Source organism: Timonella senegalensis JC301 (assembly GCF_000312125.1).
GTDB lineage: Bacteria > Actinomycetota > Actinomycetes > Actinomycetales > Cellulomonadaceae > Timonella > Timonella senegalensis.
Map to the genome: position 1 here is coordinate 192,743 of NZ_HE978642.1, position 12,718 is coordinate 205,460.

11 protein-coding genes are annotated in these 12,718 nt (G+C 61.0%); 8 read left to right on the plus strand and 3 right to left on the minus strand.

The window, feature by feature from the left end; all coding sequences use genetic code 11:
• Window positions 1-149: 149 nt before the first annotated feature.
• Complete coding sequence (locus tag HGSM_RS05385) at window positions 150-1,007, plus strand: DegV family protein (RefSeq protein ID WP_019147728.1); 858 nt, start codon at window positions 150-152, stop codon at window positions 1,005-1,007.
• Window positions 1,008-1,023: 16 nt separating this feature from the next.
• On the opposite strand, the gene HGSM_RS14370 is transcribed toward HGSM_RS05385, so the two are convergent.
• Window positions 1,024-1,392 (minus strand): hypothetical protein, encoded by a 369-nt coding sequence (locus tag HGSM_RS14370; RefSeq protein WP_154646256.1) that lies wholly within the window; start codon window positions 1,390-1,392, stop codon window positions 1,024-1,026.
• Between the two features lie 201 nt (window positions 1,393-1,593).
• Here HGSM_RS14370 and HGSM_RS14825 point away from each other — a divergent pair, with 201 nt between their 5' ends.
• The 6 genes from HGSM_RS14825 (at window position 1,594) to HGSM_RS05415 (ending at window position 8,470) form a co-directional block, all read left to right on the plus strand.
• The gene (locus HGSM_RS14825) at window positions 1,594-2,697 is read left to right on the plus strand and encodes a ComEA family DNA-binding protein (RefSeq protein WP_230197500.1); all 1,104 of its coding nucleotides are present in this window, start codon (window positions 1,594-1,596) and stop codon (window positions 2,695-2,697) included.
• 5 nt (window positions 2,698-2,702) lie between these two features.
• Window positions 2,703-5,333 (plus strand): ComEC/Rec2 family competence protein, encoded by a 2,631-nt coding sequence (locus HGSM_RS05395; RefSeq protein ID WP_019147730.1) that lies wholly within the window; start codon window positions 2,703-2,705, stop codon window positions 5,331-5,333.
• Between the two features lie 12 nt (window positions 5,334-5,345).
• Complete coding sequence (gene holA, locus HGSM_RS05400) at window positions 5,346-6,344, plus strand: DNA polymerase III subunit delta (protein WP_019147731.1); 999 nt, start codon at window positions 5,346-5,348, stop codon at window positions 6,342-6,344.
• A gap of 151 nt (window positions 6,345-6,495) precedes the next feature.
• A complete protein-coding gene (locus HGSM_RS05405; protein WP_019147732.1) occupies window positions 6,496-6,861 on the plus strand; it encodes a GntR family transcriptional regulator in 366 nt (121 codons plus the stop codon).
• On the plus strand, window positions 6,858-7,763 hold the full coding sequence (locus tag HGSM_RS05410; protein ID WP_019147733.1) for an ABC transporter ATP-binding protein: 906 nt from the start codon (window positions 6,858-6,860) through the stop codon (window positions 7,761-7,763). The genes HGSM_RS05405 and HGSM_RS05410 overlap by 4 nt, the downstream gene beginning before the upstream one ends.
• A complete protein-coding gene (locus HGSM_RS05415; RefSeq protein ID WP_019147734.1) occupies window positions 7,760-8,470 on the plus strand; it encodes a hypothetical protein in 711 nt (236 codons plus the stop codon). The genes HGSM_RS05410 and HGSM_RS05415 overlap by 4 nt, the downstream gene beginning before the upstream one ends.
• 943 nt (window positions 8,471-9,413) lie before the next feature.
• On the opposite strand, the gene rpsT is transcribed toward HGSM_RS05415, so the two are convergent.
• Complete coding sequence (gene rpsT / locus HGSM_RS05430; RefSeq protein WP_019147737.1) at window positions 9,414-9,674, minus strand: 30S ribosomal protein S20; 261 nt, start codon at window positions 9,672-9,674, stop codon at window positions 9,414-9,416.
• Window positions 9,675-9,894: 220 nt separating this feature from the next.
• Window positions 9,895-10,611 (minus strand): type II toxin-antitoxin system PemK/MazF family toxin, encoded by a 717-nt coding sequence (locus HGSM_RS05435; protein ID WP_230197501.1) that lies wholly within the window; start codon window positions 10,609-10,611, stop codon window positions 9,895-9,897.
• Between the two features lie 101 nt (window positions 10,612-10,712).
• Between HGSM_RS05435 and lepA the strand changes: the two genes are divergently transcribed.
• On the plus strand, window positions 10,713-12,575 hold the full coding sequence (gene lepA, locus HGSM_RS05440) for a translation elongation factor 4 (RefSeq protein WP_019147739.1): 1,863 nt from the start codon (window positions 10,713-10,715) through the stop codon (window positions 12,573-12,575).
• Window positions 12,576-12,718: the final 143 nt, after the last annotated feature.

Genomic DNA, 12,718 nt, shown 5'->3' on the forward strand with positions numbered 1-12,718 from the left:
CAGCCTCTGCTTCGGCTGCAGCAGCCTGAGCACGGAGCTCTGCGAGAGTGGCGTTGTCGGGGGCAGTGTCTTGGTTGGCCATGCCGTCATGCTATTGCCGCACGGCCGAAACGTCACGCACCCACAGCGCGACCGACTAATCTGGGTCCGTGAGTATTTCCAAGCAGAACCGTGCCATTCGCGTTGCCGTCATTACCGATTCCACCGCGAGCATCCCCGAGCACGTGCGCATCGCCGCCGGCGTGAACGTGGTCAACCTGCACGTTTTGGCGGGAGCACAGTCTTTCCAAGAGAACGTGGACATCACCCCCACCGAATGCGCGCAGCTCATCGCACAGAAGAAGCCGCTCACAACCTCCCAGCCCACCCCGGCCGACTTCGAGCGTGCGCTGCAGCAGGCGTGGGACGCCGGATTTGATGAGGCGGTCTTGGTCCTGATCTCCTCGGCACTCTCGGGCACGGTGAGTACGGCCCGCACGGTGGCCGAGGCCAGCGACCGCACAGTTCAGGTGGTCGATTCGCAGACTTCCGGCATGGCTCTTGGGTTTGCGGCCGTGGCCGCCGGGCGCGCCGCGGCTGGTGGGCTCAGCGCAGACGAGGTCGCTGCTGCTGCCGCACTCGCTGCGGCGGGTTCCGGCGCCTATTTCCTGGTGGACTCGCTCGACCACTTGCGCCGCGGCGGGCGGCTTGGCGCCGGCGCTGCCGCTTTGGGCACGCTGCTCGGCCTGAAGCCGATTCTGACAATTGACGATTCTGGCAAGATCGTGGTCTCGTCTAAGGTCCGCTCGCGTGCGGCTGCGCTGGGTCATCTTGCTCAACATGCGCGCGACGCGGTGGAAGCCGGCGCATCGGGGATTGCCGTGCACTACTTTGGGGAGCCGGATCGTGCGCGGGCCCTCGCCGACGAACTGAGACGCGAGGTCCAAGTGCCCGTGTATCTGTCTAGTGCCTCTGCGGTTCTGGGTAGTCACGTGGGGCCGGGGCTCGTGGCAGTGACCTTCGCCTAGTTCGCTCTGGCGCCTCTCAACTCTGAGTTGCCCGCTTCTTTTGCGGGACCGAGTACGCCGACCTACTCATTGAGGCATTCGTAGGCCTTATCCAGTGCGGATTGTGCGACCACGAGCTTTTCGTTGCTCCACTGAACGGGCTCCATGTGGAGCTGGCATCGAGCTTGATCCACTTTCCTTCGCTGCCTGTACTACCTGGCGCGTTCGTCAGGAAGTGGCGTAGGCCCCACTCGTAGGCGTCGTCAGCGTCAGCGTCATCGTTCGAGTCAACGGTTGGTTGTGCGCTGGTTTCGGAAGCGGTTGGAGGTACCACCGCAGGCGTTTCCTCGGTTGCGCATCCCGAGAGCAGCAGCGCGCCCAGGATGCAGGTGGCAAGGGGGCTCATTGTCCGGTTGACCATATGGATGAGAGTACGCTGAGCAGCCCGTTTAGCTCATGCCTCTTTGGGGGCATTCTGGCGTCGAAGGCCCGTATGGTGCGGGTGCGTGTTGTCTACAAGCGCCCGGGTGTGATGGCGATCCACCGATTTGCTTCGTTATTGCTCGACCCTTCCGCATCTCGAGCCAAGTGGACCTAGCCTCGCCGGGTGGATACGAATCAACAGGCACGACTCCTCGCCCTCAGCCAGCCGCACCCCGCGCGCTCCTCCTGGCAGCCTCCGACCCTCAACTCCGAGTGGGGCCACAGTAAACCGATGGCCTCAGGACCTAGTGCCGCACGGCCAGGAGGGTCTGCCAACGAGGACCGCGGCGACCATGCTGAAGGTGCGAGCGGTCCTGACGATTCGACCATCCCACGCGCGCAGCTGGAATCTCTACTCTCCGCTAGTTCTGGCACGGAGGACTCGAACGTGGCCCTCCCTCGAACCAGCGCACTGGGTCGAACGGTCACGCTCGCGTATACCGCAGCTCACGGCCATCCGCTTGAACACGACGGCAGGATAGATGCCGAGTCTGAGCGCGGACGCTGGGAGCTCGGGACCAAGAGCGGGATCGCGCTCGTCGTGGCTGCGGGGATCGCGCTCACTATCGGCGCGACCGCAAACTTCCTGCGGCCTGATGCCCAGGAGCGCCCCATCGCAGAGGTGGTTGGAGAGCCCGGTCTGGACGCTCAAACCGATGGCGCTGATGGTGGGGAGGCGGAAGTCACGGTGGGAACACCCAACAGCAACAAGATCGACGAGGATCAAGAGGGTGAACCACTTGACTCTACGAAAGTCCTCGTGGTGCATATCGCTGGTCAGGTGAAGAGCCCCGGTGTGTATGAGCTTCCTGCCAACTCTCGGGTCGCTGACGTACTCGAGAGCGCAGGCGGCGCGCTAAAAGGTGCAGACACCGCCGCGGTCAACCTTGCGCGCCGGATAGTGGATGGCGAACAGATCTTCGTGCCCAAGCCCGGCGAAGTCGTGCCCGCTGGCGGAGTGGCCCAAAGCGCTGGGGATGCAAATCCTGCCAGTGGGGCAGGCGGGAGCACGTCACGCGGCTCCACTACCACCGGACCGATCAACATCAACACCGCGTCAGCCGAGCAGTTGCAAGGACTTCCGGGTGTTGGGCCAGCGATTGCGGGAAGGATCGTAGATTGGCGCACCGCACATGGGCCGTTTACCAAGGTTGAGGACCTACAGAACGTCAAGGGGATCGGACCTTCGATTCTGTCCAAGGTGAGTGGCTTCGCCAGTGTGAGCTGATCAAGATGGTCAGAGATTTCCGGCTCCTGCCCATCGCCCTGCTCCTCTGGGTTTCTACCGCCATTTCGCTGCCATGGCACGCAGCAGCCGTGGCCGCTCTCGCAACCACGCTGGGAGTCCTCGGGGTGCTGGGGCTGGCGTGGATCGTCGTTAGTAAAAGAAGCACACATAGCCAGACGGTGGTGCGCAGCGCAGGCGTCAGCCTGCTGGTGGCCGGCGTGCTGCTGGGAAGTGTTGCGGTCCACGCCCAAGCGAGGGCCAGTTCAGGATTACCGCACGCAGCGCAGGAACGCATGTATGCGCAGTTCAGCGGGATAGTTGTTATGGAACCGAAGGTTCAGGCGAGCGGGTTCGCGCAGGGTGCGCTCGTGCTGACGGTGCGGGTGACCCACGCGCGTGTTCACAACTGGGAGACCACATACCCGGGCCGGGTGCGCGTCACGATTCCCAGGGAGATGGCACAGGGGAAGCCCGCGCCAAGGTACGGGGCGGTGATCAGCCTCGCGGGTACTCTGTCCCCGAGCGAGCCCGCGGAGAGAGACTTGGCACGGTTGACGGCCTCGGCACCTCCCGCGGAAGTGGGGGATCCAGGCAAAGTCGACAGAGCTGTGAATGCCGCGCGCACGCGACTCAACGAGTTGGTGCAGGACTTTTCGCCGCAGGCTCGCGGGCTCGTTCCCGGTGCAGCGATAGGGGACACCTCGGCGCTGCCGGTGCCGCTAGCGGATGACATGAAGATCTCGGGGCTTACCCACATCACTGCGGTCTCGGGTTCACACTTTGCCATTGTGTTTTTGGTGATACTGGGACTGACCTGGCGGTTGCCCCGGACGCTCCGTGCGGTTTTGGTTGCGGCGGTAGCGCTGGGGTTCGTGGCGCTCGTGCATCCAAGCCCGGCGGTACTGCGCGCCGCAGCAATGGGTGGGGTGGCTATCCTAGGGCTCGTGCGCTCGCGGCCCAGCCAAAGCTTGGCCGCACTGTGTGCGGTGGTAGTTGGGCTGCTCGTATACGACCCGTGGCATGCGCGAGATTACGGGTTCGTGCTGTCGGTTCTCGCAACCGGAGGGCTGGTTCTGGGCGCGGGACCCATCGCGGACTTCCTACACAGACCGAGCCGCGGGGAACCGTTCCTGCCCAAGGTTGCGGCACGGGCACTCGCGGTTCCGATCGCGGCACAACTCGCAGTAGGGCCCGTGCTCCTGACGCTGCAGCCCTACGTCTCGGTGTACTCGGTTGCGGCAAATATTGCGGCGGCCCCGGCGCTGTTTCCCGCAACAGTATTTGGTCTGGCGGCCACGGTCCTGGCCGGAGTCTGGCCGCTTGGCGCGCTTGTGTGCGCGCACATTGCGAGCGGCGCGACCTGGTGGATCGCACATGTGGCCCAAGTGAGCGCCGGGGCACCGGGTTCCACTCTCGCCTGGTCGGACGGTCCCGGCGGGGTGATGGCACTCGCGGCGGTGACGGTGCTGGTAGTTGGCCTGTGTTGGCGCTATCACGTGAGCGACGGGCTCGCAGGGCTGCGCAAGCTTGTACGCGATCGGGTTGGACTCCGGGTTCGAGACATCATTTTCCGGGGCGCGCGGGCACGTGTGGCGGACACCGAATCTGGCCGAAGCCACGCCGACGGGTGGAGTGAGCCTCGGATCCTGGCGATCAGGGGATCGCAGGCGGCGGGGGCTGTGCGAGCGAACATACGGTTGCTGCACCGTGCGAGGTTGATTCTGGCTTTGTGCGTGCTCGTTGTGGCGGTTCTTTCCCTGTCTCCCACTTGGTTGGAGCCTTTGCGCCCCGGAAGCACGTACGGTCGGGACTGGAGCGTGGCATCCTGCGATGTGGGTCAGGGGGACGCTTTCGTACTTCGAACCGCTGGTTCCGGTACCTATCTCATTGATACAGGGCCTGCCGGCGCGGAAATTGGCCGTTGCCTCACCGCCCTGGACATTGCGCACGTAGACGCGGTGTTCCTGACTCACTTCCACGCCGACCACATTGGTGGGCTGGACCAGGTCCTGCGTACGGTGCGCGTTGACCGGATTGTTGCCGGTCCCGACATCGATGGCAGTTTTGCCGCGGAAGCGGTGCGACAATCTGCTACCCATGCGGGTGTATCGCTGAGTGTGTTCGGCGAGGGTGAGCTGCCGTTGTTCCCCGGTGTGGAGGTGGAGTGGCCAACGAACGAGGAGGTCCGCTACCTGAAGGGGCGGTCGGACGGAGGCGAAGACGTCACCAACGACGCGAGCTTGGTGGTTGTTGCGGAGTTGATGGGAGGTGCCGATGACCCCGGACCCAGTGTTGGCGTGTTCCTGGGAGACCTCGAAGAGGCGGGGCAAAGCCGGCTCGCACGTCACCTGAATGCGGGTGGTTCGGAAGGTGCAGCCGGTTTTGGCACAGGGGTCGATCTAGTCAAGGTTGCTCACCACGGTTCGGCCTCCATGAGCAGTGACTTGGTCAGGGCGCTCGACCCCAACGTTGCGCTCATCGGGGTTGGCACGGACAACACCTACGGCCATCCCACCGCTCGCGCCCTGGACTCTTACAGGGGTGTCGGAGCAGCGATCATTCGCACAGACTTGTGCGGTACCACCGCGGTGGGAAAAAGCGCGGGCGGGTGGTTTGTGGTTGGCGACTGTCCGTGAAATTGTAGAGCCATGGCAGCCTCCTCCCGTTCCGCAGCGCGCCCAGGTCTCTCCTGGGATAACGCACCACTCGCTCCTCTTGTTCTTGTGCAGGGTTCCGAGGGACTTCTTGTGGACCGCTCGATTGAGCGAATCACCGCGCAGGCCAAGGCCGCCGACCCACAGGTGGAGCGCACCGTCACGCTGGGGTCCGCCTACCAGTCGGGCGAGCTCATGATGATGACCAGCCCATCGCTGTTCGGCGAGGCGCGGCTCATCATCATCGACAGCGCGGAGACCGCCACGGACGCGCTGATCACGGACGTCATTGAGTACGTGAAAAGCGGGCCCGCTCCGGATGTGTGGCTCGTCATTGCGCACCGCGGGGGAGTGCGGGGCAAGAAGATGCTGGACGCAATCAAGGCGTCGGGAGCCCCGCTCGTGTCATGTGAGCCGATCAAAAAGGATACGGATAAGGTTTCGTTCGCTGCCGCAGAGTTCAAGCGTGCCGGACGGCGTGCCTCGGCGGGGGCCGTGCGCGCTCTGGTTGAGGCCCTCGGTTCAAGCCTGCGCGAACTCGCCGCCGCGTGTCAGCAGCTCATCGGGGACACCGAGGGTGCCATCGATGAGGCCACGGTGGACAAGTACTACGGCGGGCGCGTTGAGGCCTCGGGCTTCAAGGTCGCAGACGCCGCAGTTGCCGGAAACTCCGCCCAGGCCATGTCCCTGCTTCGGCATGCCCTTGCAACCGGCGCCGACCCCGTTCCCATCGTTGCCGCCCTCGCCCTGAAGGTCCGGACGCTCGCCAAGGCCGGCGCACTGCGCTCGGGCCGCAACGCCTCCGAGCTCGGAATGGCGCCATGGCAGGCCGACAAGGCGCGCCGCGAACTCCAAAATTGGACTCCCGATGGCATCGCCGAGGCTATCCAGGCGGTTGCTCAGGCAGATGCAGAAGTGAAGGGTCAGGGCCGTGACCCCGTCTACGCAGTGGAGCGCGCGGTCCTCGCAATCACGACTGCCTACGGACGCTAGGCCTTTGCTTTTCAAACCAGCGTTTTTGCTGTTCAAATGAGGTTTTGTGCCCTGGCTGGGCACAATCGTCGCTAATCAATTTCTGAAGAACACTTGACACGGCCTACCTAGGTTCGTAGGTTAGTTACATGAGTAATGAACCAGTGAGGTGATGAGGTTGTTCGACGAATCCAAGCCGATCTTCCAACAGGTCGCAGAAACGATCTGTAACGACATCATTTCCGGTGTTACACCAGAGGGAGATCAAGTCCCCTCAACCAACGAAATTGCAGTCTTTTACAGGATCAATCCGGCCACGGCAGGCAAGGGCCTCAACCTTCTTGTTGATCGAGGGATCCTCTACAAGAAGCGGGGGATAGGGATGTTCGTAGCAGAAGGTGCGCGCAAGCAGCTCCTCATGGAGCGCGAGGACGCATTCACTCACACCCAAATCAAGACGTTTGTGTCAGAAGCAAAATCCCTGGGGCTCGACCTCGAAACGGTCCGACGCCTCATCGAAAAGGAATACAACTCATGACAACCCATACGGCCGACCTAGTCATCGAGGTCAAGAATGTGACACGCACGTTCGGTGCAACCACGGCGCTGGACTCGGTGAGTTTCCAAGTCGAGCGGAACACGATCTGCGGCCTACTCGGCTCGAATGGCGCCGGCAAGACCACAATCATGGCAATCATCACCGGCCAAGACCGCGCTAACTCGGGCGAGGTGCGTGTGGACGGACACGATCCATTCGAGTCTGCGCACGTCGCAGACAGCACGAGTTTCGTCCGCGACAACCAGCGTTACCCGGATGACTACAAACTGCATCACGTACTTCGGGCGGCTGCTATGTTTCACCCAAACTGGAGCGACCAGCTGGCAGACAAACTTGTTGCAACCTTCCGCCTCCCTGCGAAGACCCAGGTCAAAAAGTTCTCCCGTGGTCAGCTCTCCGCATTAGCAATCGTTCTTGGACTTGCCTCGCGCGCACCCATCACGGTGTTTGACGAGCCGTACCTAGGCTTGGATATCGCGGCCAGAGACAGGTTCTACGAAATCTTGCTGCAGGAACACCTGAACCACCCGCGCACCTTCCTCATTTCCACCCACTTGATCGAGGAGATGGAAAACATTTTCAGCCATGTGGTTGTTCTTGATCAGGGCAAAGCTGTAGTAAACAGCGAGGTGGAGGACCTAGATGGTCTCGTATACGAAGTTGCTGGAAAGGCAGTTCTAGTCGAGGAGTTCGTTCGAAGCCGCACTGTCCTTAAAACTCGCACGGTAGGAACTCTCGCCTCAGCGATTGTGTCTGGGCCTCTTGCCGAGCATGACAGAGCGTCTGCACAAGCAGTCGGCCTGACACTCTCGAGCGTCGCGCTACACGACTTCGTGTCCGCGATCGGTAACTCCTACAACCTCACGGAGGACGCATCATGAAGCGCGCACTCGCGGTAACCCGTCTCCAGTTCAACAAGAAACTCATCACGCTTGGAGTGCCGGCGATGATTCTTGCTCTGGTTGTTCTGGTGTCAGTGATTATCGCCCTCACCATGCAACGTTTTGGTGTGGATACCACCACCCCTGAGTACGCAGACGGCTTCAAGATGAGCGGCGGGGCCGTGTACTCAATCCCAGGATTCCTGGTCTACCTGGGAGTTCAGGCGGTCTCGCTGACGTTTCCGTTCGCGATGTCCCTGGGCACAACTCGGCGCTCATACGCGCTCGGCACGGCATTGTTCTACGCTCTGCAAGCGTTCTACGTCGGGCTCATTTCCGTGGTTTTGCTGGGCATTGAGAAACTCACGGGGCACTGGTTCGTAGGAGCCTACGTGTTCGATACCCACATGGCCGGCGAAGGAAACTTTGTGAAGGTATTCCTAACCATGACAGTGATGACCTTTGTTGCGCTCTGCGTTGGTGGAGTGTTCGGTGGCTTGTTCCTGAGGCTGGGAAGCAAGGGGCCGCTGGCGCTTTCAATCGCGCTCGTTCTAGTGCTAGCACTGCTCTTGCTGTTCCTGGCTCCACAACTCGCTGCGATTGCGGCAGCCACCACGCGGTGGCACATCTTGGGCGTGCTCTCTGCGATCGCACTCGCGAGCGTGGGTGGCCTCTACCTGGCGTTGCGCAGGGCAACTGTCCGCTGATCATCAGGAGACAACAAAGTGGTGGTGGGTTCTTCCCCCTTGGGGAGGAACCCACCACCACTTTTTGCTTAGAACTTATCGACGATTCCTCTTACGTTCCTTGCGAACCGTTGAGTCCCGTTCTCATGCCTTGCGGCGACGGTTTCCCATCACGAGAGCTCCACCAACTGCAACCAGTACGCCGGCTGCTGTGACGCACCATGCCACGTTGGCACCGGTCTGAGCGAGGTTGTCGCGACTGGAGGGGTGGGTGGCTCTGGGTCGCAGCCGAAGATGTCGCCGCCGAGCCATGGGTAAGCGTGGTTCTCGAGCCCTGAGCCACCGCCTTCGACACCAAAGTTCAAGTCTCCAACTGTGAAAACCCGACCATTCGTGTGGGCAGCGAGATCAAAGACCGAATTGGTCTTTCCAACAAGTATTGAGCCTGGTACTTGTGTCGTGGTCGAGGACCGTTGCGTTTCCAGCCCCAACCATACGACCTTCAACCTCAGCGACCTTGCTGCTCACTGTTTCTTGAAGGCGCTTAGCGGAGTCTTACCCGCTGGCGGTAGCGCCCTGTTTTTCTTGATTCTCATGGTTTCCAAGGGGGCATGGGCGGAACAAACCCAACTGGCGGAGGCACATACACGTCATCGGACAGCCTATGTGTTAGGTCAGTTTCCGAATTAAGATAATTGGCTTTCAGGCGCACAATCAAGCGGCTGCCGGGCGAATTTCCAGAAATCTGGAGTGATTTCCGTCCACTTGGTAAGTTGGGGCAAGGTTCGCATGTTGAGGTCTCGCTCCCAGCTGCGGCGGCGCACCCGTAGCGGTCGAGGCCAAGAGCGAACGGGGGGTCGGTTTGCAGCTCGAAAACCGGTTCCGGGCATAACAAAAGCGCCGCCCCGAGACACGGGAGCGACGCTTATGTTTAAGGCGCCTTCGGCCTAACTGAGTGTGAAACTCAGAGAGCGGCAACTGCCTTCGCCAGGGCGGACTTGCGGTTCGCAGCCTGGTTCTGGTGGATTACGCCCTTGGAAACTGCCTTGTCAAGCTTCTTCGATGCAACCTTGAGTGCAGCCTCTGCAGCTTCCTTGTCACCAGCAGTGATCGCAGCGCGTACGTTACGTACGTGGGTGCGAAGCTCGGACTTGTAAGCGTTGTTACGCAGACGTGCGATCTCGTTGGTGCGGATGCGCTTGATCTGGGACTTGATGTTTGCCACTTTAGGACTTTCTTTTTGTTCGCCGTTTGGCGAGCGGATAGGTCGTAGAAGGCGATTCCAGCGCCGGGACTGGGGTGGGGAACCCGTGGTGAGGCTCTGGAACGGTGCCCGCCGACCTTGACGGACACACGTAGGAAATTCTACCAACGGTTTGTGCGTCGTGGAAGAGCGATTGTTTGGACTGCTGGTGACGTTCGCGACAGTGCTCGTGCCCCGCGCATCACACCTTGTCGAACGGAAGCCTCTTCACAATCTTGATGAACGTATCCCGGTTCATGATTGCGCCCTCGCGGCGCATGTTGTCCGGGTTGATGCGGATCGCGCGGTCGAGCCTGATCTCGGAGTCGCGGCCCTGGGAATCCCACGGTCCGGCGCCGATATCGAGCCAGTTGCCGTACCTGCTCCCGTTTCCGGTGTGGTCTTTGGAGGAGAGCATGAGGCCCAATAGCCAGCCGCCGTCTCGTCCCACGATAAGCACTGGACGGTCCTTGCCCTGGTTGTAGTCCTCCTCGTATGGCACCCACGTCCATACAATCTCGCCCGGGTCAGCGTCGCCGTCGAGGCTCGGTGAATACTCCGGGTGCAGCGCTCCTGAGAAATCCCCCGGGTACTGGCTGGACAGGGCCGGCGCAACGTAACCAGAATCGTCGTTTGTCCGAGTCTTTACAGGCGCCTGTGGCGCCTTGTGCTGCCCGGATCCGTCACCCACTGTGTTGGTGACCCTGTCAACGTTGACGTGCTTTTTGCCCGGTCCCGGCTTGGGTGATTGGCTTTTCGACGATTGACGCGCCTTCTTTGGAGCGCTCTTGCTGGTCGATTGGCTGGGCTGGTCCGAGTGCTTGACCGAAGTGCCCGATGACTTTTTGCTGGCCGCCCACAGAGTGAATGCGATGCCGGCGGCCTTCTTTAGGATGCTTCCCCAGTTCGTCTTTCCCACACGTGGAACTCTAGCGGGAAACGGCGAGCGAAACGACTTGGTGGTCTGAGTCATAGGTTTTTCGGGCGAACAGGGTGGAAGTTCATGGGACAATATACGGCGTGACTCCCATCCCTTCGGCGGCCAACCTAGCCCGCATTCAGCCCGCGGCGACCGACCCTGATCTGCTGCGCAACTTCTGCATCATCGCGCACATTGACCACGGCAAGTCGACCCTCGCAGACCGCATGCTCCAGTTGACTGGCGTTGTGGACCCCCGCGCTATGCGCGCCCAGTATCTCGACCGTATGGATATTGAGCGCGAGCGTGGAATCACCATCAAGTCTCAGGCTGTGCGTATGCCATGGGAGCTTGACGGGACGCCATACGCGCTTAACATGATCGATACCCCAGGACACGTCGACTTCACGTATGAGGTTTCGCGTTCTCTCGCAGCATGCGAGGGCGCGATTCTTTTGGTCGATGCAGCGCAGGGTATTGAGGCGCAGACTCTCGCCAACCTCTACCTGGCCATGGAAAACGACCTTGCGATCATTCCGGTGCTCAACAAGATCGACCTGCCTGCAGCACAGCCAGAAAAGTATGCCGAGGAAATTGCGGGCCTCGTGGGCGTTGACCCAGAGAGCGTCCTCAAGGTTTCCGGCAAGACAGGCGTGGGCGTTGAGGCTCTCCTCGACCGCATTGTCGAGACCGTTCCTGCGCCCGTTGGTGAGTCCGACGGCCCGGCACGTGCGATGATCTTCGACTCCGTGTACGACACCTACCGCGGTGTGGTCACGTACGTCCGTGTGGTTGACGGAAAACTGAACCCGCGCGAGCGCATCCAGATGATGTCCACCAAGGCCACACACGAACTCCTGGAGATCGGTGTTTCCTCACCAGAAGGAATCCCTACCATGGGACTCGGCGCTGGTGAGGTGGGTTACCTGATCACCGGTGTGAAGGATGTTCGCCAGTCCAAGGTTGGTGACACCGTCACCAGTTCGAGCAACCCGGCTCCGGAGGCACTTGGCGGATATTCCGACCCTAAGCCGATGGTGTTCTCGGGTCTGTACCCGATCGACGGCTCGGACTATCCGATCCTGCGTGACGCCCTGGATAAGCTCAAACTCAATGATGCTGCGCTCGTGTACGAGCCGGAGACCTCGGTTGCACTCGGATTTGGTTACCGCGTGGGTTACCTCGGTCTCCTGCACCTTGAGATCGTCCGTGAGCGGCTTGAGCGTGAGTTCAACCTTGACCTCATCTCCACGGCTCCCAACGTTATTTATGATGTCCAGTTGGAGGACAAGAACTGGATCGAGGTGACTAACCCTTCGGAGTTCCCGGGCGGTAGGGTTCTCGACGTCCAGGAGCCTGTTGCCAAGGCCACGATCCTCGCGCCTAGCGAGTACATCGGTTCGATCATGGAACTGTGCCAGGAGCGCCGCGGCGAACTCCAGGGCATGGACTATCTTTCGGCTGACCGCGTTGAGATGCGCTATATGCTGCCCCTCGCGGAGATCGTCTTTGACTTCTTTGACGCACTGAAGTCGCGTACGCGCGGCTATGCGTCCCTCGACTACGACGTACAGGGCTCGCAGTCTGCGGACCTCGTTAAGGTCGACATCCTGCTTCAGGGCGAGCGCGTGGATGCGTTCTCCGCAATCGTGCACAAGGACGCCGCCTACTCGTACGGCGTCAAAATGTGCTCCAAGCTCAAGGAACTCATTCCTAGGCAGCAGTTCGAAGTGCCTATCCAGGCTGCAATCGGCATGCGCGTTATCGCACGTGAGACCATCCGCGCTATCCGCAAGGACGTTCTTGCTAAGTGCTACGGCGGTGACATCTCCCGTAAGCGCAAGCTCCTTGAGAAGCAGAAGGAAGGTAAGAAGCGCATGAAGACCATTGGTTCCGTTGAAGTTCCAAAGGAAGCCTTCATCTCTGCGCTGACTTCCGAGCAGGGCGACAGCCGCAAGAAGTAGTACGAACAACCATCGAGGAGGACCCAGTGGCTCCAGCACTACCTGACGGAGAAACCGCCCCCATCGATGGCAGCCTTCCGCAATGGGTGAGCCTCGGCGCACAGGATCGCGGATTCGGCGTGTACGTTCACGTCCCGTTCTGC

Coding starts and splice junctions, on each gene's coding strand:
- HGSM_RS05405 (WP_019147732.1), top strand. CDS start 6,496: ATGAGGTTGTTCGACGAATCCAAGCCGATCTTCCAACAGGTCGCAGAA.
- holA (WP_019147731.1), top strand. CDS start 5,346: ATGGCAGCCTCCTCCCGTTCCGCAGCGCGCCCAGGTCTCTCCTGGGAT.
- HGSM_RS05395 (WP_019147730.1), top strand. CDS start 2,703: ATGGTCAGAGATTTCCGGCTCCTGCCCATCGCCCTGCTCCTCTGGGTT.
- HGSM_RS14370 (WP_154646256.1), bottom strand. CDS start 1,392: ATGAGCCCCCTTGCCACCTGCATCCTGGGCGCGCTGCTGCTCTCGGGA.
- HGSM_RS05415 (WP_019147734.1), top strand. CDS start 7,760: ATGAAGCGCGCACTCGCGGTAACCCGTCTCCAGTTCAACAAGAAACTC.
- HGSM_RS05410 (WP_019147733.1), top strand. CDS start 6,858: ATGACAACCCATACGGCCGACCTAGTCATCGAGGTCAAGAATGTGACA.